Genomic DNA, 21,128 nt, shown 5'->3' with positions numbered 1-21,128 from the left:
GTGATTCCCCGCAGAGGAGGAGAGATCATGCGCACACGCCTTCGCCGGCTGGTGGCGACCGCCTTGGCGGCGGTCGCCGGTGTGTCGTTGTTCGTGGTTCCCGCCTCCGCCGAGTCCAACGGCGGGGTCCGCGTGATGCCCCTCGGTGACTCCATCACCGAGGGCACACAGGTTCCGGGCGGGTACCGGATCGGGTTGTGGCAGCGGGTGGTGAGCGGCGGCTACCGGGTGGACTTCGTCGGATCGCAGTTCAACGGCCCGGCGGGGCTCGGCGACCACGACCACGAAGGGCACCCGGGCTGGCGGATCGACCAGATCGACGCCAGCATCGTCACCTGGCTGCGCAACACCACGCCGCACACGGTGCTGTTGCACATCGGCACCAACGACATTCTGCAGAACTTCAACGTCGGCACCGCGCCGGCCCGCCTGTCGGCCCTGGTGGACCACATCACCGCGACCGTGCCCGCCGCGGAGGTGTTCGTCGCGACGATCATCCCGCTGGCCAACTCCGGCCAGGAAGCACAGGTCCGGACCTTCAACGCCACGATCCCCGGCATGGTGCAGAGCAAGGTCAACGCCGGCAAGCACGTTCACCTGGTGGACATGCACGCGGCGCTGACCGCCGCCGACCTGATCGACGGCGTTCACCCGACCGCGAACGGCTACGACAAGATGGCGGCGACCTGGTACAGCGCGCTGCGGTCGGTTCCCGGCAGCATCGGCGACCCCGGCCAGCCGCCCGCCGCCCAGCACATCGTGGGCACCCAGTCCGGCCGGTGCGTGGATGTGCCGAACACCAACGGGACCCAGGCCCGGCTGTGGGACTGCGGAACCCAGGCCGCCCAGTCCTGGACCCGCACCGCGGACCGGCAGTTCATCGCCTACGGCACCAAGTGCCTGGACGCGTCCGGTCAGGGCACCGCCAACGGCACCCAGGTGGTCCTCTGGGACTGCAACGGCCAGCCGAACCAGCAGTGGAACGTCAACGCCAACGGCACGATCACCGGCGTGCAGTCGAACCTGTGCCTCGACGCGTCCGGTCAGGCGACTGCCAACGACACCAAGCTCGTGCTGTGGGCGTGCAACGGTCAAGCCAACCAACAGTGGGCAGTGCGCTGAGGAAGGGGAGCGAGCATGGCGCGAGTGCTGGTCCTGGCGGGTGACGCCGCGGAGGAACTGGACTCGATGTATCCGGTGTTCCGGCTGCGCGAAGGCGGTCACGAGGCGGTCGTGGCCGCTCCGACGACCCGTGCCGTCAAGCTCGTGGTGCACGACTTCGAGCCCGGCTGGGACGCCTACACCGAACGGCCCGGCCACCAGTTGCCGGTGGATGTCGCGTTCGCCGAGGTGAACCCGGCGGACTACGACGCTCTGGTGATCCCGGGCGGCCGGGCGCCGGAGTACATCCGGATGGACCCGGACGTGGCCCGGATCGTCCGGTACTTCTTCGACAACGGGCTGCCGGTGGGCACGATCTGCCACGGCCCGCAGGTGCCGGCCGCGCTCGGCCTGTTGCGGGACCGGGTGACGGCCGCGTACCCGCCGTTGCGGGTGGACATGGAGCAGGCCGGTGCCACGTTCGTGGACGGGCCGGACGTGGTGGACGGCGCGATGGTGTCCTGCCGCGGCTGGCCCGACCTGCCCGAGTGGTCTCGCGCGTTCATGCAGGTGCTGGAGAAGTCCGGCGCCGCGGGGTGACGGGACGCCGATAAGGTCGCCGGGCCGCCGCGTCTCGCGACGACCCGGCGATAAGCATGCTTATTTTCCGGGTGGTGGTCGCCTGTTGCCGACAACGTCGTCATACTCTTGAGGGTGACGCGTGACGAAGCAGCCGCATCGGCCGACGGCGCCGCGGTGACCGACGTGGCCCTCCGGGACCAGCATGGCGCTGGGCAGCCCGGCTCGTACCGGCCCGGCTACGAGCTGGTGGCCGAGCAGATCCTGCAGCTCATCGCCGAACTGCGGCTGCGGCCGGGCGACCGGATGCCGACCGAGAACGACCTGGCTGCGCGGATGGGCACCAGCCGGACGGTGGTGCGCGAGGCCGTCAAGATCCTTTCGGCGATCGGGCGGGTGCGGGCGCACAAGGGCCGGGGGCTGTACGTCGCGGACGACGAGGGGATGCTGGGCTCCTCGCGGTGGGGCGGTTTCTTCCTGCCCACCGACCTCGACCACGTCTACATGCTCTTCGAGTTCCGCCGGGTCCAGGAGACCGCGGCCAGCAGGCTGGCCGCCACCCGCGCCACCCCGGTCGAGCTGCGCGCGATCAAGGCGGCCGCCGACACCTGCCGGCAGGGTCACGAGACCGGGCAGGACGAGCTGTTCAACCGCGGCGACGACGAGTTCCACCTCGGCATCGCGGCCGCCTCGCACAACCAGTTCCTCGTCGCGGCCGTGCACGAGGCCCGCCGTCTGCAGCGCCAGTCCAGCATCATCGGGCTGCACGGCTCGGTCGGCGGGCACGCGGCCGAGGCGGTCGACGAGCACGCCGCGATCTACCAGGCGATTCAGGACGGCGACCCGGACGCCGCGGCGGAGGCCGCCGCTGTGCACCTGGACAAGACCCTTCAGGACTACCGCCGGGAGATCCAGCGCCGGCTGTTCGGCTGACCCGCCGCTTGTAACTTTCACCGGGGGAGCGAGGCCCTCGTCCGTCCTCGGTGGCAGGTCCACCACGTGGGGCCCGACGGTCGCGCCGGCCGTGTTTTGCCGGGGAGACAGGCGTTCTGGACCTGTCTGACAAATGTGTGCTACAACACCCGAGGTGCTGCACGTGATTGTGTCGCACTGAATGGGGAGTGGGCATCCCGCTGCGGCGGCCGGCGGTTCGGCCGCCGGAGGATCGCAGATGTCGTACGCGCTGTCTCCGGTGCCCGGTTCTGCGCCTCATTAGTTCGTTGAGGCAACAAATTAATACCCTGCGTTCTGATCCGAGGAGTACCCGTGACGACGCTGTCCCGTACTCTGCGCACGACCGCTGTGCTTGTCGCGGCGGCGTTCGCGCTGGTGCTCGCCATTGTCCCGGCGAGCAAAGCCCATGCCGCGGCACCGTTCCGCGTGTGGGTGTTCTCGAAGACGACCGGCTTCCGGCACGACTCCATCCCGGCCGGGATCGCCGCGATCCGGCAACTGGGCCAGCAGAACGGCTTCACGGTGGACGCGTCCGAGGACGACACCAAGTTCACCGACGCCAACCTGGCCCAGTACGCCGCGGTGATCTTCTTGTCCACCACCGGTGATCCCGTCACCACCCAGGCCGGGAAGGACGCCCTCCAGCGGTACATCCAGCGCGGTGGCGGCTTCGTCGGCATCCACGCCGCCGCCGACAGCGGCTACAACTGGCCCTGGTACGGCCGGCTGGTCGGCGCCTACTTCAAGCAGCACCCGGCCCAGCAGAACGCGCGGGTGAAGGTCGAGGACCCGAACCACCCGTCCACCCAAGGCCTTCCGGCGCAGATCACCCGGTTCGACGAGTGGTACGACTTCCGCACCAACCCACGGGCGACCGTGCACGTTCTGACCACATTGGACGAGACCAGCTACTCGGGCGGGACGATGGGCGCGGACCACCCGAACACGTGGTGCCAGAACATCGACGGCGGCCGGTCCTGGTACACCGGGATGGGCCACACCATCGAAAGCTTCAGCGAGGCGAACTTCCTGCACCTGCTGCTCGGCGGGATCCAGACCGCGGCCGGTGCCGTGCCCGCGAACTGCGCGGTGACCACCCCGCCACCGCCGACGACCCGCCAGATCGTCGGTACCCAGTCGGGCCGGTGCGTGTCCGTGGCGAACAGCAACGGTTCCCAGGCCCAGCTGGCGGATTGTGTTGCGGGCCAAGCCAGTCAGACGTGGACGCCCACCGCCACCAAGCAGTTGACGGTCTACGGCACCAAGTGCCTGGACGCGAGCGGCCGCGGCACGTCCAACGGGACCCAGGTGATCATCTGGGACTGCAACGGTCAGCCGAACCAGCAGTGGAACGTCAACTCCAACGGCACGATCACGGGTGTGCAGTCCGGCTTGTGCGTCGACGCGTCCGGTCAGGGAACGGCCAACGGCACGAAGCTCGTGCTGTGGTCCTGCAGCGGCCAGGCCAACCAGCAGTGGACTCTGCGTTGAGCACCTTCGAACAGGTCCGCCGCACCCGCTGAAACAAGTCTCCAGCCGGCCCGGTCGCGCGCCCGCCGGGCCGGCTGGACCTCAGCACACCCGCAGTCCTTAGCCGCGAGGAGAAAGTTCGTGATGCCCAGATCTGCCGCGCTGCGCCGTGGCGTGCTGCTCGTGGCCGCGGCACTGGCCGCTGCCACCGCCCCGGTGTTCTTCCTCGGCTCGTCACCCGCCGACGCGGGGCCGTTGCCGCCGGACTCGAAGTTCCAGAAGGTCACCCTGCACACCGAGACCGGCAACCCGATGGCCATGGACATCGCGCCGGACGGGCGGGTGTTCTACATCGACCGGCTCGGCGACATCAAGGTCGTCCAGCCCAACGGCGCCACCAGCACCGGCGCGCACCTGAACGTGTTCACCGCCAACGAGTCCGGCGGGCTGAACATCGCGCTGGACCCCGGCTTCGCCACCAACCAGTGGCTGTACGCGTACTACTCGCCGAACTCCGCGAATGTCGACCGGCTGAGCCGGTTCACCGTCAACGGCAACACGATCGACCTGTCCAGCGAGAAGGTCGTGCTGGACGTGCCGGTGCAGCGCCAGGAATGCTGCCACCACGGCGCCGGCATGGTGTTCGACAAGAAGACCGGCAACCTCTGGCTCTCCCTGGGGGACAACACGAACCCGTTCGCCTCGGACGGGTACTCGCCGCTGGACGAGCGGTCCGGCCGCGCGTACTGGGACTCGCAGCGGACCGCGGGCAACACCAACAGCCTGTCCGGCAAGGTGTTGCGCATCCACCCCGAGTCCAACGGCACGTACACGATCCCGTCCGGCAACCTGTTCGCGCCTGGCACGGCCAACACCCGCCCCGAGATCTACATGATGGGCGAACGCAACCCGTTCCGGATGAACATCGACCCGAAGACCGGCTTCCCGCTGGTGGCCAACTACGGCCCGGACGCCGGGTCGGCCAACCCGAACCGCGGCCCGCAGAACACCGTGGAGTGGGACGTGCTCACCCGCCCGGGCAACGCCGGCTGGCCGTACTGCATCGGCCCGAACCAGGCGTACAACGACTACAACTTCGCCACCAACACATCCGGCCCGCAGTTCGACTGCAATGGTGGCCCCACCAACAACTCGCCGAACAACACCGGCCAGACCAAGCTGCCACCGGCCATTCCGGCGCAGGTCTACTACCACTACAACGCCGACCCGGCGCACTTCCCGCAGCTGTCCGGTGGCGCCCCGATGGCGGGGCCGGTGTACCGCTTCGACCCGAACCTGGCGTCCAGCCGCAAGTGGCCCATCGACTTCGACGGCCGCGCGGTCTTCGCGGAGTGGAACACCAGCAAGATGTACGTGTTCCAGCTCGACTCGGCGGGCACGACGGTCACGTCGATCGACGCACTGCTGTCGTCGATGAAGTTCAACCGGCCGATGGACTTCAAGTTCGGCCCGGACGGCGCGCTCTACGTCGTGGAGTGGGGCACGGGGTACGGCGGCGGCAACAGCGACGCGTCCATCGTGCGGGTCGACTACCTGGGCAACAGCCAGGCGAACCCGATCGCCAAGGCCGGTGCCGACCGCACCAACGGACCCGCGCCGCTGACGGTGAACTTCTCCAGCGCCGGATCGACCGATCCGGGCGGCTCGGCGCTGACGTACTCCTGGAACTTCGGTGACGGCACGACGTCGACCGCGGCCAACCCGAGCCACACCTACGCCGCGGGCAACTACACCGCGTCGCTCACGGTCCGCAACTCCGCCGGTGCCACCGGCACCGCGAGCCTGGCCGTCACGTCCGGCAACACCATGCCCACGTTGACGATCAGCGCACCACCGTCCGGCGGGATGTTCGACTTCGGCGACAGCGTGGACTTCGCGGTCTCGGTCACCGATCCGGAGGACGGCACGGTCGACTGCAACTCGGTGACCATCCAGGCCATCCTCGGCCACGACCAGCACGGCCACCCGCTCGACCAGTACCACGGGTGCACCGCGAAGGTGCAGACCACGCTGTCGTCCGGGCACAGCGAGAACGACAACATCTTCTACGTCATCGAGGCGTCCTACACCGACAAGGGTGGCGCGGGCGGGTCCAGCCCGCTCACCGGCCGCTCCCAGGTGATCCTGCAGCCCAAGCACAAGCAGGCCGAGTTCTACAGCGCGACCGGCCGGGTGGCCGACGGCACCGGCACCGGCAGCCCGGGCGTCACCGTCGAGACCGCGTCCGACCCGCAGGGCGGTGGCAGTGACATCGGGTCCATTGAGGACGGTGACTGGTGGTCGTTCGACCCGGCCAGCCTGACCGGCATCACCGGGATGCAGTTCCGGGTTGCCTCGGCGGCGGCCGGTGGCACGATCCAGGTCCGCACCGGATCGCCCACCGCAACGGTGGTCGCCTCCGTCGCGGTGCCGGGCACCGGCGGCTGGCAGACGTGGACCGACGTCACAGTGAGCCTGACCAATCCGCCGGCGACCAGCGGGCCGCTGTACTTCGTGGTCCGCAAACCGTCCGGCAGCACCAACAACAGCGGCCTGCTTAACGTCAACTGGGTCATGTTCACCGGGGCGGGCGTCGGTCAGCCCGGCACCCCGCCGCCGTCGAACCGGCAGATCGTCGGTACCCAGTCGGGCCGGTGCGTGTCCGTGGCGAACAGCAACGGTTCCCAGGCCCAGCTGGCGGACTGCGCTACCGGCGACGCCAGCCAGACGTGGACGCCGACGTCCAGCAGGCAGCTGATGGTCTATGGCAACAAGTGCCTGGACGCGAGCGGCCGGGGGACGACCAACGGGACCCAGGTGATCATCTGGGACTGCAATGGTCAGCCGAACCAGCAGTGGAACGTCAACTCCAACGGCACGATCACGGGTGTGCAGTCCAGTTTGTGCATCGACGCCTCGGGTCAGGGCACGGCCAACGGCACGAAGCTCGTGCTGTGGTCGTGCAACGGCCAGGCCAACCAGCAATGGACTCTGCGTTGAGCGACCGCCGCTGCCCGCTGATCCCGGTGTAGCGGTGGTCCGGGGTGCCGGGACCCCTGCCCCGGCACGAAAGGAGAGAAAAACCATGCCCTGCAAGAGGTTCGCCGGGGCCGCGCTCGCGGCCCTGGCCGCGGCCGGCACCATGACCCTGTTCCCGGCCGCCGCCGATGCCGCGGCTGCCACATTGGGTGCGGCGGCGGCCCAGTCCGGCCGGTACTTCGGTACCGCCGTGGCCGCGTTCAAGTTGGGTGATCAGCAGTACAGTTCGATTCTCGACCGCGAGTTCACCATGATCACTCCCGAGAACGAGATGAAGTGGGATGCCACCGAGCCGTCCCGCAACAACTTCACCTTCGGCTCGGCCGACCAGATCGTCAACCACGCGCGTAGCCACAACCAGCGGATGCGCGGCCACACACTGGTGTGGCATTCGCAGTTGCCCGGGTGGGTCGGCGGTATCCGTGACGCGAACACGTTGCGCAGTGTGATGAACAACCACATCAACGGTCTCATGAGCCACTACCGCGGCCAGATCTACGCCTGGGATGTGGTGAACGAGGCGTTCGCCGACGGTGGGAGCGGTCAGCAGCGCAGCAGCGTGTTCCACGATGTGCTGGGCAACGGGTTCATCGAGGAGGCGTTCCGGACGGCCCGCGCGGCGGACCCGGCCGCGAAGTTGTGCTACAACGACTATTCCATCGAGGACTGGAACTCGGCCAAGACCCAGGGCGTGTACCGGATGGTGCAGGACTTCCGGTCCCGGGGTGTGCCGATCGACTGTGTGGGCTTCCAGTCGCACTTCGGCAACGGCGGCCCGCCCGGGAACTTCCAGACGACGCTGTCGAACTTCGCCGCGCTGGGTGTCGAGGTGCAGCTGACCGAGCTGGACATCGCGCAGGCGTCCGCCTCGGCCTACAGCAACACTGCTCGTGCGTGCCTGAACGTGCCGAAGTGCGCCGGGATGACCACCTGGGGCGTGCGGGACAGTGACTCGTGGCGGTCCGGGGAGAACCCGCTGTTGTTCGACCGCAACGGCAACAAGAAAGCGGCCTACGACTCGGTGCTGACCGCGTTGAACAGTGTCGGTGGCGGCGGTGGCTCACCGGTTCAGATCGGGGTGAACTACCGGCTGGTGGCCAGTCACAGCGGTAAGGCCGCCACCATCTCCGGCGGCTCCACCTCGGCCGGTGCCACGTTGGTTCAGTCGTCCGTGACCAGCGGCCTCAACCAGCAGTTCGACTTCCTCGACTCGGGTGGCGGCTACTACCGGATCAGGGCACGGCACAGCGGACTGGTCCTCCAGGTGGCCAACGCGAGCTCGGGTGCGGACATCACGCAGCAGCCCGACGCCAACAGCACGGCTCAGCAGTGGCAGGTGATCGACCAGGGCGGCGGTGTCGTGAGCCTGGTCGACCGGTTGAGCGGGCTGGCGATGGATGTGTGGCAGGTGTCCACGGCGGACGGTGCGCGTATCTCGCAGTGGACGCTGACCGGCAACGCCAACCAACGCTTCCAGCTCCAACGGGTTTAGGAAGGCGCGCGAATGGTGAGGTTTCGATCCGCTGTGGCGGCGGCACTGCTGGCCGTCGCCGCGAGCGGCACGGTGCAAAGCGCCGCCGACGCGTCGGCACCGCCCGTTGGCGGCGTCGGAGTCGCGGCGGCGAGCGCCGGATGCGGCAAGACCCCAACGCTGACCAGCGGCACGCGCACGATCCAGAGCAACGGCAAGAACCGCAGCTTCATCCTGAAGATCCCGGACAGTTACGACAACACCTACCCGCACCGCCTGGCCTTCGGCTACCACTGGCTGGGCGGCACCGCCGAACAGGTCGCGTCGGGCGGAAGCGACGGGTATGCGTGGGCCTACTACGGCATGCAGTCGCAGGCGGGCAACTCCACGATCTTCGTTGCACCCCAGGGCATCGGCAACGGCTGGGGCAACTCCGGCGGTGAGGACGTGACGTTCACCGACGACATGGTCCGCCTGATCGAAGCCGACCTGTGTGTCGACACGGGACAGTTGTTCTCCATTGGGTTCAGCTACGGCGGCGCGATGAGCTACTCGCTGGCGTGCTCCCGGGCGAACGTCTTCCGCGCGGTCGTGGCGATCGCCGCCCCGGGGGCGATCAGCGGCTGCAGCGGTGGCACACAGCCCATCGCGTACATGGGTATCCACGGTGTGTCCGACAGCATCCAGAACGGACGGGCGCTGCGTGACACATTCGTGCGGAACAACGGCTGCACACCACAGAACGCGCCCGAGCCGGCCGCGGGCAGCCGGACCCACATCATCACCGTCTACTCGGGCTGCCGGACCGGCTATCCGGTGGTGTGGGCCGCGTTCGACGGCGGTCACCAGCAGGGCCCGGTGGACGGCTGCACCGGCTGCGAAAGCGGCGCCAGGAGCTGGGACAAGGCGGAGATCTGGAAGTTCTTCAGCCAGTTCGGCTCGCCCAGCGATCCGCCGCCGCCGCCGGTCCAGATCGGCGTCAACTACCGGCTGGTGGCGTCGCACAGCGGGAAGGCCGCGGACATCAATGGCGGGTCCACGGCGGCTGGTGCGGCGTTGATCCAGTGGTCGGTCACCGGTGGGTTGAACCAGCAGTTCGACTTCCTCGACTCCGGCGGTGGTTACTACCGGATCAGGGCGCGGCACAGCGGTTTGGTGCTGCAGGTGGCCGGTTCTGGTTCGGGTGCCGATGTCACCCAGCAGCCGGATGCCAACACCGCCAACGAACAGTGGCGGGTGGTGGACCAGGGCGGGTCGGTGAGCCTGGTCAACCGGCTGAGTGGGCTGGCGTTGGATGTGTGGGGCGCGTCGACCGCTGACGGTACGCGCATCTCCCAGTACGCGGTCAACGGCAACGCCAACCAGCGGTTCCAGCTCCAACGAATCTAGCTGTTCCGCATCTGGCTGGGGGTCGCTGGCCCGGGTGTCCAGCGAGCGTAGCCGCACCGGTGACAGGGCATTGCGCCGGTGCGGCTACGTGCTGTCTGGGATCAGCCGCAGGTGACGGTGGCGGCGGCCCAGTCGGCGTGGTCGAGGCCGTTGCCGTCACCGCCGTCACCGACCACCAGATCCACCACCTGCGCACCGGCGAGGCCGACATCGACCTGCTGGGCGGGTGATGTGCCGGTGAGCGTCGGTGAGGTGTACACCGTGGTCCCGTCGGCGACGACGGAGAACGTGACGCTGCCGCCGCCACCGGTCTCGTCATCCACACCGACCGTGGCGGTGAGTTTGGTGCACCGGCCCGCGAGGTAGAGTGCGACGTCGCTGTCTGCGTGCGCGCCCACACCCGAGGGATAGGTGGTGCCGCGGATGCTGATCGGTTTGCCGTCGCCGCTCGCGTTCTCGCCGTTGCTCGAGTCGCGTTCCACCGGGCCCCAACCGTTGGTGGCGGTCAGGAACGGCAGGCTGCTGACCGCGCTCGTCGTGGTCGGCGGAGCCGGTAGTCCGCGGACCACCCGCGTGTCCGAAGTGGACAGGATGCCGGTCATGGCCGTGACGCCGATCGGCAGCGGCTGAGCGGAAAGCGACTGCGGGGCCGTCACCTTCCAGCGGATCGTGCCGGTCTGGCCCGGCAACAACCACCACAGTCGCTCGGGTGTGGCCGGGGACGCGGTCCAGCCCTCCGGCAGGGACAGCTGCGCGGTCACGTTGAACAGCGGCAGGAAGCACCGCGCGGTCACGTCCACGGACACGTCGACGGTCTGGCCGGGCTGCACGATGTCCGGCGTGGTGAGCGATGCCCGGAGCGGGCTCGACGGGGCATTCAGGTACCGCAGCAGGTTGTACCGCGGACTGTCCACAGGGGCCACGGTCAGCGCACTGGTGTGCGTGCCGTAGGACTCCAGGCTGACCTTGCCCAGCCCGCCCGTGGTGGCGTCGGTGTTCCACACGGCGATGGCGATGGTGTTGGCGCCGTTGGGTTTCAGGATGCCGTTCGGGATGGGGAAGCTGTGCTGCGGGCCGACGTCGTTGACATACCGGCCGAGCTGCCAGCCGTTGACGAAGATCTGGGCGCGGTAGTGCCGGGCCGGGTCGTCGTCGATCCTGATCCCCACCGAGGTGTCCTGGCCCTTCGGCAGGTTCAGGTCGACCGTGGTGCGATACCAGGCCACACCGGGTGCCTTGTCGGCGTTGGGCAGACTCACGTCGCGCCACGCGGAATCCGGGAACCCGGGCAGCGACCAGCCGTTGCGCTCGCCGGACAGGCCGCCGTTGTTCATCGGCCCCCGCACCGGATCCTGCAGGTCCTCGCCGCCGCGCGCGCCCTGGATCCGCCAGGTCAGCGCGGTCAGCGGAGCACCGGTCAGCACAGCGCCGGTGAGCCCGCGGGCCTCCTTGTGGGTGTCGTTGGAGTTGTAGTCCTCGTTGTGCCCCATGTTCTCCACGAGCACGGACACGACGTTGTCAGCGTCCTTGCGCACGGCGGAGGCCGGGAACTCGAAGGTCTTGCGGCTGGTGTTCGAACTGCCGAGGAACGTGCCGTTCAGCCACGCCGACCACACCCCGGCCCGGCCGGTGTTCGCCGACAACGTGATCCCGGTTTCCTTGCCAGTGCCCCGGAACCGGCCGCGGTACCAGACATCGCCATAGTGGAAGCCGTAGTCGTCGGCGAACAACACCGGCAGGGTGCCCGGCGCGGTCGTGCTGACCGAGCTGGTCTTCGTGGCGACCTGCCATGTGGAGTCGTCGAACGAAGCCCGCGCCTCCGGGGACTCCGCCGAGTACTTCCAGGTGTTGAGTGCGGGCAGGGACACCGCGGCGGCTCCGCCGAGCGTGCCGAGCCTGCTGCCGCTCGTGGTCTGGCGGGTGGTCACCGCTGCGCCGTTCCAGCGCAGGTCACCGCCTTGGGCGGCGAACACTTCGAGGTCACCGGCCGTGGTCGTGTCGCCGGTGAGCGCGAGCCGTCGGCTGTCGGCGGTGGCGCCGCGGACCAGGTACGGGCCGCGCACCAGCACCGGCCCGGAAGCGGTGTCCTGACGCCAGAAGGTGCTCGCGGTCTGGTCGGTCCCGAGCAGGAGCAGCAACGGCCGAGATCCACCGTTCACCAGCACGCGCGCCAGCCCGCTGTGCGTGTAGTTCAGCCGCAGGTCGCCGCGCTGCGCGTCCCAAGTGGACTGAACGTTGCCGTCCAGCACCGTGACGTTGGGCGCGGAGTCGTAGTGCAGCACCGTTTCCCCGGCCTGACCGTCGCGGCCGTAGAGCAACGCCACGTCCCGGTTGCCGATCTGGGCGTGCGTCAGGATTTCCGAGGTCGAGTACCGCAGTTGCTGGGCGCCGAGCTGGTAACCGGCGACCAGGATCTTGGAATCACGGCCCGCCAGCGTGATCGCGGTGCCGGGTTGCTGCGGCACCGAAGGGTAGTAGACCGATCCGGTGGGCGGCACGTCGATCGCGTCCACGACCACGAACGGGGAGGTCGCCTTGGCGTTGCGCTGACCGGTCACCACGATCTTCAACGTGTGCTGGGTGTCCGCCAAACCGGAGGCCGCGTAGAGCACCTGCTGGAAAAGCTTGCCGGGGGCGTAACCGTCTACAGTGGCCACCTTGGCGCCGTCCAGGTACACGTCCGCGATGCCGTGGCTCGGGTCCTTTGAGGACACCCACCGGACACCGGTCCCGGTGAACGGCACGGTGATCGAGTCACCGGCGACCTGGCTGAAGGACTCGGTGCGCTGGAAGTCCCCGCTGGTGTAGTTCTGCTCCGGCCCGACATGGCTCCACGCGCCGCTGTACGCCAGCTGCGGCGCCACGTCGTCGTAGGTGTAGGTCGACCGCGCGCCGAGGTCGATCGCGATGTGGGTGTCGTCCGTGGCGGTGGAGGTCGGGTCGCTGTGGCGCAGGGTGTGGAACTGCGTGTGGTCGTCGGGGTTGATCCGGGCGACGTCGACCACCGACCCCGAGGTCGGCGCCGTCACGGCCAGCTGGTCGGTCTTCGTCAGCGGCGCCACTGCCTGCGTGAAGTACCCGATCCGCTTGTTCGCGTCGTACTTCGAGCCGAGCTGGCGCGCCTCCGTGATCGCCGCGCCGTAGTCGTACGACGTGTACACCTGGCTCGGGTCGGCCAGCCAGCCCCAGGACGTGCCGCCGTAGGTCATGTAGAAGCTCTGCGCGGTCGCGCCCACCGCGATGTTGTTCTTGTAGAACACATTCACGAAGTCCGGGCCGGTCAGCTGGCGGCACTTGTCGTAGCCCGGTCCGCCCCACGGGTCGAAGGAACCGCCCTGAAACTCCGGTGAGTACAACGGTTTCCCGGCGATGCGCGCGTAGGTGATGTCACTGAGCCCGCGCCACGCGGTGGGGTTGGAGCAGTTGAAGCCCTGCGGGTAGGCGTCCGGGCCGTCCACGTCGACCGCGCCCGCGCCGGACTTGAACGTGCCGTTGTGGTTGCCGGTCAACGGAACCGTGATGCCGTCGGCCTTGGCCTTCTGCTCCAGGTGGGTCATGTAGTCGCGCGCGGCGGCGGACGAGTCGTAGAACTCGTTCTCCACCTGGTAGAGGATGACCGTGCCGGTGCCGTTGGTGAGCTGGTGGCGCTTGAGGATCGGGTCGATCTGGGACAGCCACTCGTCGCTCGCGGCGAGGTAGTCCGCGGCGGTGCTGCGGGCGCGGCCGGGCTGCGTGGTCAGCCAGCCGGGGAACCCGCCCGAGTCGGTCTCCGCGTTGATGTACGGACCGGGCCGGGCGATCACATAGATGCCCACCTGCTGGGCGATGTCGAGCAGCTTGTCCACGTCGCGGATGCCGGTGAAGTCGTAGACGCCGCGCTTGGGGGAGTGGAAGCCCCAGTCGAAGTAGATCGAGGTGGCGTTGAAGCCGGCGGCCTTCATCTTCTCCAGCACATCCCGCCACAGGTCCGGGCTCGGTAACCGCCAGTAGTGGAACTCGCCGGACCAGAGATAGGTGCGCTGGCCGTCGATCATGAACGAGTAGCCGTCATAGGTGACCGTGTGCGTCGCCTTGGCGGGAGCCGCCTGGGCGCTCGCGGTGGGTATGAGCATCCCGAGAACCAGGGCCAGCACCACACCCACGGTTCGGAGTCTCCGCCGGAGTAGTGGTGTTAACGCTAACAGTCGAGACGCCGCCATTGCGCCCTCCGTGTTCGATTGCGTTTGTTTGACCCATTTCCGCAGGTCCTGTCACCAAGATGAGACAGTAATCATCCGCATGCGTAGGGTCAAGACACCGAGAATCAACAGTATCGAACGAGATGCACCGTTATCGGCTGGCTGCGGCGTGCTGCGCGTGGGCCCACTTGAGCAACGACATCAGCTGCTCCTCCTCGCGGATCCGCGCCTTGTACTTCTCCGGCAGCCTGTGCAGCTGCTGCTCCTCGGCGACCAGCTGGGCGAAGATCCTCGCGCGCAGCTCCGGGTCGTTCTCCACCTCGCAGTACTGCCGCGCGTGCCGCCGCGCCTGGGCGATCACGTTCTGTGCCCGGCCCCAGCGGCTGGTCAGCGAGGCGATCACGGTGACGAGCAGGACCCCGAAGATCACCAGCAACGACAGCCCCGTGCTGATCTCCGCGACCTTGACCGGCTCGCCGCCGTTGATGAACGGCACGTTGTTCTCGTGCAGGGCGTGCAGCACGAGCTTCACGCCGATGAAGCCCAGGATCAGCGCCAGGCCGTAGGTCAGGTAGACCAGCCGGTCGAGCAGCCCGTCGATCAGGAAGTACAGCTGGCGCAGGCCGAGCAGCGAGAACGCGGTCGCCGTGAACACCAGGAAGACGTTCTGGGTGAGGCCGAAGATGGCCGGGATGGAGTCCAGCGCGAACAGCAGGTCCGTGCCGCCGATCGCCACCATGACCAGCAGCATCGGGGTCATCACCCGTTTGCCGTCCTGCACGGTGAACAGCTTGTCGCCGTCGTAGCGGTCCGAGGTGCGCACCAGCTTGCGGGCCACCCGGATCATGAAGTTGTCCGCCGAACGGTCCTCGCTGCCGCTCGGCTTGACCAGGTTGCCCGCTGTGACCAGCAGGATCAGCCCGAACATGTAGAACACCCATGAGAACAGGTCGATCAGCGCCGCGCCCAGCGCGATGAACCCGGTCCGCGCGACCAGCGAGAACGCGATCCCGAACAACAGCACCTTCTGCTGGTCGGCCCGTGGCACCTTGAAGCTCGCCATGATCACCAGGAACACGAACAGGTTGTCGACCGACAGCGCCTTCTCTGTGACGTAGCCGGCGAAGTACTCCGACGCCATCGCCGAGTCACCGAACAGCCACAGTCCCACGCCGAACAGCACCGCGATCCCGACGTAGATCGTCGACCACACGGCGGCCTCGCCGATCGTGGGCACGTGGGCCTTGCGCACGTGGACGAAGAAGTCGAACAGGATCAACCCGATGATCCCGGCGATCGTCAGCCACCAGGCCACGACTGGCACACCCACGCGCTACCTCCTGCAGGACCGGACCCGTTGCATCCTGCCCGAGCCGAACCTGCGGATGCACGGATTGTCCGTTCGCCGGGCCGATCCGGCACGATGCCGCCCGGATCGGGCAGGACGATAGAGTTTGCGACCCATCAGTCCGGCGATCCGAGCGGGTGTGCGTCGAATGCTGTCAGCGGATGAACCCGAGCTGCCGGAGGTGGATCCCACCCGGCCCAGCATCGCCCGGGTCTACGACGCCTTCCTGGGCGGCAAGGACAACTACGAGGTCGACCGGGAGGTCTATCGGCAGGCGCTGGCGATCGACCCGGACGCGCCGCTGGCCGCGCGCGACCTGCGGGACTGGCTGGTCCGGGTGGTGCGGTTCCTGGCCGGGACGGCCGGCATCGACCAGTTCCTCGACTGCGGGTCCGGGCTGCCGACCGCGCAGAACGTGCACCAGGTCGCGCAGCGGACCAACCCGGACGTGACGGTCGTGTACGTCGACAACGATCCGGTCGTCGCTGCGCATGGCCGTGCGCTGCTGGCCGAGAACCAGTCGACGCACTTCCTGTTCGCCGATCTGCGCCGGCCGGCGGAGATCCTGCAGCACCCGGTGGTCACCAAGGTCCTCGACTTCGACCGGCCGCTGGCGCTGATGCAGTGCGCGACGATCCACCACGTGCTCGACGAGGAGGGACCGGCCGAGCTGATGCGGGCCTACATCGATGCCCTGCCCTCGGGTTCGTACGTCGCGCTCAGCCATTTCCTCGATCCCGGCGAGGGCAGCGAGTACCGCTCGCTCGCCCGTCGGCTGGAGGAGAACCTGCGGCGGTCGGTCGGGTCCGGCGAGTGCCGCACGCACGAGCGGATCCTGTCCTTTCTGGACGGCCTGGAGCCGATCGAGCCGGGACTCGTCCCGGTTGTCGACTGGTGGCCGGACGGTCCGCCGATGAAGCCCCTGGCCCCGGTGCAGCGGCTGATCGCCGGTGCGGTCGCCCGCAAACCCTGAGTCCCGAGCAGCCCACGCGGTAGTGCGGTACTTCGGCTCGACGTCAGGCCCGGGCGCACGAATGTCTTCCGGCTCGACAATGGCGGCGGCGCCGTCGTGGTCCCGGCAGACGCCGGCCTGGTGCCGTCTGCTGCTAGCGGGCTGTTAGCGCTAACGATCTGGTCTCGCCACATGTGGCCAACGTTGTCTGAATCGGTACTGGCATTGACATCGGGAGATCGATGTCTGAGTGTTAGCGCTCACAACTGGGGTGCGGTGCCCCGGTACGCAGTCCGGAAGTGGGGCCCCGATGTCGTGGACTCCGAAGAGGACCATGCTCGCGCGGGTGGGTGTGGCCTTGGCCGTTGTGTTGAGCACGGTGATGGTCGTCGGCCCCTCCGCCGCCGGGGCCGGTGACCTCGTAGCGCACTACGTGCTCGACCAGACCTCAGGCACGACGGCCCCGGACAGTTCCGGCAATGGCCGCACCGCCCAGGTGGTGGGCGGTGCGGCCTGGAACGGCACCGAGGGGTTGAAGCTCGACGGCACGGGCGGGTACCTCGACTTACCGGACAACCTGATGCGCGGCCTGTCCGCCATCACGGTGTCCGTCCAGGTCCGCCTGGACTCGGCGCAGGCCACGCCGTACTTCCTGTGGGGACTGGGAAACACCGGTGCGGACGGGGCGGGCAACGGCTACCTGTTCAGCACTGGCGACACCTACCGCGCGTCGATCACCACCGGCAACTGGTCGGGCGAACAGACCGCGTCGACGACCACGCCGCTGCCCCGCGACCGTTGGGTCACGGCGACCTACACCCTCGGTGGCGGGACCGCTGTGCTCTACCAGGACGGCGCCGAAGTGGCCCGCAAGGACGGGATCACCATCACGCCCGGGCAGATCGGCAACGGCACGACGACCGCGAACTACCTGGGCCGCTCGGTCTACAACGCGGACCGCTACCTCCAAGGCAGCGTGCGGGACTTCCGGATCTACAGCCGTGCGCTGTCGGCCGCTGAAGTGTCCGATCTGGGCAAGGTTTCCGACGAGACGCGCGTGGCGCGGGACGTTGCGGCGCTGTCGCTCGGCGACACGTCAGCGGTGACGGAGTCGCTCAAGCTGCCGACCACGGGCCCGAACGGTTCGGCCATCACCTGGTCCTCCAGCGCGCCGAACGTGGTCGCGGCCGATGGCACGGTGACCCGCCCGGCACCCGGATCCCGCGACGCGACAGTGAAACTGACCGCGACGGTGAAGTCCGGCGCCGCTAGCGGTACCAAGGAGTTCACCATCGTGGTGAAGGCACAACGCCCGGCGAGGGAACTCGTCGCGGAGGCGGCGGCCGCACTGACCGTGGCCGATGCGGGCGATGTGCGCGGCAACCTGACGTTGCCCACCACCGGCCTGAACGCGACGACCGTGACCTGGCGCTCGAGCAACCCGGCCGTGGTGACGGCCACCGGCGAGGTGAAGCGCCCGGCGACCGGGGCCGCACCCGCGAAGGTGCGCCTGACCGCGACGGTGAAGCTGGGTTCCCAGGAGCGGACCCGGTCGTTCGACCTGACGGTCCGCCCGATGCCGAAGCCGGAACCCATGGCGGGCTACACCTTCGCCTACTTCACCGGCAACACCAAGGCGGGCGAGAACGTCTACTTCGCCGCCAGCCAAGGCAACAACGCCCTGCAGTGGGACGAGCTCAACGGCGGCCGGCCGGTGCTCACCTCGTCGATGGGGGAGAAGGGGCTGCGCGACCCGTTCCTGATCCGCTCGCCCGAGGGGGACAAGTTCTTCCTGATCGCCACTGACCTGTCCATCGGCGGTGGTACCTCGTGGGACTACTCGCAGCGGCACGGCAGCCGCTCGATCGAGGTGTGGGAGTCCACCGACCTGGTGACCTGGTCGGATCAACGGCATGTGCTGGTGTCACCGGAGACCGCGGGCAACACGTGGGCGCCGGAGGCGTACTGGTCGCCGAAACTGGGCGCGTACGTGGTGTTCTGGGCGTCGAAGCTTTACGCGGCGAACGACCCGCAGCACAACGGCAACACCTACAACCGGATGCTCTACGCCACCACCCGCGACTTCCGGACGTTCAGCGAACCCAAGGTGTGGCAGGACTTCGGTGCGTCCCGGATCGACTCGACGGTGATCGCCGACAGCGGCACCTTCTACCGGTTCACCAAGGACGAAGGCGGCGTGACCGGGTGCTCGGACATCATCCAGGAACGCAACGACGACCTGACCGAGACCGACGACGTCAACAAGCCCGGCTGGGACCCGAAGAACCCGGCATGGCAGATCACCGCGTCGTGTATCGGCCGGGCCGCGGGAACGTCGGCGGTGGAAGGGCCGACGGTGTTCGCCGCCAACCCCGGTGACACCTCCGGGTCGAAGTACTACCTGTTCGTGGACGAGTACGGCGGCCGCGGCTACATCCCGCTGGGCAGCCAGAGCCTGGCAACGCCGTCGTGGCGCGTGCCCGCGAACTACAGCCTGCCCAAGAGCCCTCGGCACGGCACGGTGATGCCGGTCAGTGCGCGCGAACTGGCCGCGCTGCGCCAAGGCCCGCCGCCGCTGTCGGCCACACCCACCGGTCTGATCGCGTCCTATCCCGGGACTGTGGACGGCACGCGGCTGACCGACACCTCCGGCAACGGTCACAACGCCACGCTCGTCAACGGCACCGCGAAGGCGGACGGGGCGCTGTCGTTCGACGGCACCGACGACCACGTGAAGCTGCCCGACAACCTCATGGCCGGTCTCGACTCGATCAGCGTGGCGGCCGAGGTGTGGATCGACCCGGCGCAGCCCACGCCGTACTTCCTGTGGGGCATGGGGAACACCGGCGCGGATGGTGCGGGTGACGGCTACTTGTTCGCCACTGGCAACGACTATCGCGCGTCGATCACCACCGGGAACTGGTCGGGCGAGCAGACCGTCACGCAGGGCCGGGCGCTGAGCCGCGGGGCCTGGCACCAGCTCACCTACACGTTGACCGGGAGTACGGCGGAACTGTGGCTGGACGGCGCACGCGTGGCCACTCGATCGGACGTCACCGTCAAGCCCAAGGCGATCGGCGGCGGCCGGACCACGGCGAACTACCTGGGCCGGTCGCTCTACACCGCCGACCGTTACTTCAAGGGCAAGATGCGTAACGTCTCGGTGTGGAACCGTGGGCTGACACCGTCGGACATCGGCAAGCTGCCGGGCAACTCGACCCGGGTCGCCGGGGTCACGCTGGATTCGCTGAAAGTCCCCGCGATCATCGGCGACGGCACGATCGTGTTGCCGGTCCGGCCGGGGACCGACCTGCGCAGGCTCGCACCGAAGTTCGCGATCGCGGACGGCAGCCGGATCAACCCGGCCAACGGCCAGGTTCGTGACTTCAGCAAGCCCCGCACGTACACGGTGACTGCGCCCGACGGCAGTTCGCGTGAGTGGACGGTGAGCGCGGTCGAGATGGGATCGCCCGTCCTGCCCGGGTTCAACGCCGACCCGAACATCGTGCGGTTCGGCGACACCTACTACATCTACGCGACGACCGACGGGTTGCCTGGCTGGTCGAGCTCGAAGTTCATGGTGTGGTCCTCGCGCAACCTGCGGGACTGGACCGCGCACCCGACGATCCTCGACCTCGGACCGGATGTGACGTGGGCGGACACGAACGCGTGGGCGCCGACGGCGGCGGACAGGAACGGCAAGTACTACTTCTACTTCTCGGCACAGCAAAGCATCGGTGTCGCGGTCGCGGACAGCCCGCTGGGGCCGTTCAAGGACATCGGGCACCCGTTGGTGGACAAGGCGAACTACCAGGGCCGGCAGCAGATCGACCCCGCGGTGTTCACTGACGACAATGGACAGTCCTATTTGTACTGGGGCAACTCCACGCCCTATGTGGTGCCGCTGAACCCGGACATGGTGTCCTACGACCCGGCCAAGATCCGGCAGATCACCGGCCTGCAGGACTTCCGCGAGGGCCTGTTCATGGTGAAGCGCAACGGCATGTACCACCTGAGCTGGTCGATCGACGACACCCGCTCGGAGGACTACCGCGTCGGCTACGCCGTGGTGTCCGACCCGCTCGCGACGACCGTGCAGAACAAGGGCGTCATCCTGTCGAAGGACCCCAAGCAGGGCATCCTCGGCACCGGCCACCACTCGATCGTCCAGGTCCTGGACACCGGCGACTGGTACATCGCCTACCACCGGTTCGCCATCCCGGGCGGTGATGGCACCCACCGCGAAACCACCATCGACAAGCTGACCTTCGGCCCCGACGGGACCATCACCCCGGTCGTGCCCACGCTGACGAGCGTTCCCGCGCTGCTGCAGCTGGCGGTCGAGACATCCTCGGTATGCCGTTGCCAGCGGCCGGAACTGACTGTGTCGGTGCGCAACACCGGTGACACCCCGATAGAAGCCGTCGTCACCAGCCCGTTCGGGGAACGCCGGTCGCGCCGGATCGACCCGGGGCAGACCTATCGGGCGGTGTTCACGCCGCTCAAGTGGGCCTACTCCGCCGGTACGGCGACCGTGACGGCGACTGCCGAGGGCGGGTCCACCCTGACGAAGTCCGTGACGTTCCCTGCCTTGTCGTGCGGCCGGTGGGGGATGAACGCCATCTGACAGCCCGCACGGGGAGAGTG

Annotated in this window: 11 protein-coding genes; 9 read left to right on the top strand and 2 right to left on the bottom strand. The window is 68.3% G+C overall.

Features of this window, described 5'->3' with window-relative positions:
* Positions 1-27 precede the first annotated feature (27 nt).
* The 7 genes from AB0J95_RS15565 (at position 28) to AB0J95_RS15535 (ending at position 10,003) form a co-directional block, all read left to right on the top strand.
* A complete protein-coding gene (locus AB0J95_RS15565; protein ID WP_364757516.1) occupies positions 28-1,122 on the top strand; it encodes a ricin-type beta-trefoil lectin domain protein in 1,095 nt (364 codons plus the stop codon).
* Between the two features lie 15 nt (positions 1,123-1,137).
* Complete coding sequence (locus tag AB0J95_RS15560) at positions 1,138-1,701, top strand: DJ-1/PfpI family protein (RefSeq protein ID WP_364757514.1); 564 nt, start codon at positions 1,138-1,140, stop codon at positions 1,699-1,701.
* A 114-nt stretch (positions 1,702-1,815) separates the two neighbouring features.
* Positions 1,816-2,613 (top strand): FadR/GntR family transcriptional regulator, encoded by a 798-nt coding sequence (locus AB0J95_RS15555; protein WP_364757513.1) that lies wholly within the window; start codon positions 1,816-1,818, stop codon positions 2,611-2,613.
* Between the two features lie 333 nt (positions 2,614-2,946).
* The gene (locus AB0J95_RS15550; RefSeq protein WP_364757512.1) at positions 2,947-4,125 is read left to right on the top strand and encodes a ThuA domain-containing protein; all 1,179 of its coding nucleotides are present in this window, start codon (positions 2,947-2,949) and stop codon (positions 4,123-4,125) included.
* A 123-nt stretch (positions 4,126-4,248) separates the two neighbouring features.
* Complete coding sequence (locus tag AB0J95_RS15545) at positions 4,249-7,104, top strand: PQQ-dependent sugar dehydrogenase (RefSeq protein WP_364757511.1); 2,856 nt, start codon at positions 4,249-4,251, stop codon at positions 7,102-7,104.
* Between the two features lie 85 nt (positions 7,105-7,189).
* Positions 7,190-8,635 carry an endo-1,4-beta-xylanase gene (locus AB0J95_RS15540; protein WP_364757509.1) on the top strand — a complete coding sequence of 482 codons (1,446 nt, stop codon included), beginning with the start codon at positions 7,190-7,192 and terminating at the stop codon, positions 8,633-8,635.
* A gap of 12 nt (positions 8,636-8,647) precedes the next feature.
* On the top strand, positions 8,648-10,003 hold the full coding sequence (locus tag AB0J95_RS15535) for an RICIN domain-containing protein (RefSeq protein ID WP_364757507.1): 1,356 nt from the start codon (positions 8,648-8,650) through the stop codon (positions 10,001-10,003).
* Positions 10,004-10,104: 101 nt separating this feature from the next.
* Here the strand turns inward: AB0J95_RS15535 and AB0J95_RS15530 are convergent, their stop codons facing one another.
* On the bottom strand, positions 10,105-14,145 hold the full coding sequence (locus tag AB0J95_RS15530) for a beta-galactosidase (RefSeq protein WP_364757505.1): 4,041 nt from the start codon (positions 14,143-14,145) through the stop codon (positions 10,105-10,107).
* A gap of 187 nt (positions 14,146-14,332) precedes the next feature.
* On the bottom strand, positions 14,333-15,511 hold the full coding sequence (locus tag AB0J95_RS15525; RefSeq protein ID WP_364757503.1) for a TerC family protein: 1,179 nt from the start codon (positions 15,509-15,511) through the stop codon (positions 14,333-14,335).
* 166 nt (positions 15,512-15,677) lie between these two features.
* On the opposite strand from AB0J95_RS15525, the gene AB0J95_RS15520 reads away from it, so the two are divergent.
* Entirely contained in the window at positions 15,678-16,502 is an 825-nt protein-coding gene (locus AB0J95_RS15520; protein WP_364757502.1) for an SAM-dependent methyltransferase, read from the top strand.
* Positions 16,503-16,791: 289 nt separating this feature from the next.
* The gene (locus AB0J95_RS15515; RefSeq protein WP_364757500.1) at positions 16,792-21,108 is read left to right on the top strand and encodes a family 43 glycosylhydrolase; all 4,317 of its coding nucleotides are present in this window, start codon (positions 16,792-16,794) and stop codon (positions 21,106-21,108) included.
* Positions 21,109-21,128 lie beyond the last annotated feature (20 nt).

The organism is Actinocrispum sp. NPDC049592, from assembly GCF_040675465.1.
Lineage (GTDB): Bacteria > Actinomycetota > Actinomycetes > Mycobacteriales > Pseudonocardiaceae > Kibdelosporangium.
The sequence above is the reverse complement of the archived record's forward strand: the minus strand, read 5'-3'. Positions and strand labels throughout refer to the sequence as shown.

Excerpts from the sequence above, each read along its gene's own strand:
- AB0J95_RS15520 (WP_364757502.1), top strand. The coding sequence starts at position 15,678 with ATGCTGTCAGCGGATGAACCCGAGCTGCCGGAGGTGGATCCCACCCGG.
- AB0J95_RS15545 (WP_364757511.1), top strand. The coding sequence starts at position 4,249 with ATGCCCAGATCTGCCGCGCTGCGCCGTGGCGTGCTGCTCGTGGCCGCG.
- AB0J95_RS15535 (WP_364757507.1), top strand. The coding sequence starts at position 8,648 with ATGGTGAGGTTTCGATCCGCTGTGGCGGCGGCACTGCTGGCCGTCGCC.
- AB0J95_RS15565 (WP_364757516.1), top strand. The coding sequence starts at position 28 with ATGCGCACACGCCTTCGCCGGCTGGTGGCGACCGCCTTGGCGGCGGTC.
- AB0J95_RS15540 (WP_364757509.1), top strand. The coding sequence starts at position 7,190 with ATGCCCTGCAAGAGGTTCGCCGGGGCCGCGCTCGCGGCCCTGGCCGCG.
- AB0J95_RS15560 (WP_364757514.1), top strand. The coding sequence starts at position 1,138 with ATGGCGCGAGTGCTGGTCCTGGCGGGTGACGCCGCGGAGGAACTGGAC.
- AB0J95_RS15515 (WP_364757500.1), top strand. The coding sequence starts at position 16,792 with ATGTCGTGGACTCCGAAGAGGACCATGCTCGCGCGGGTGGGTGTGGCC.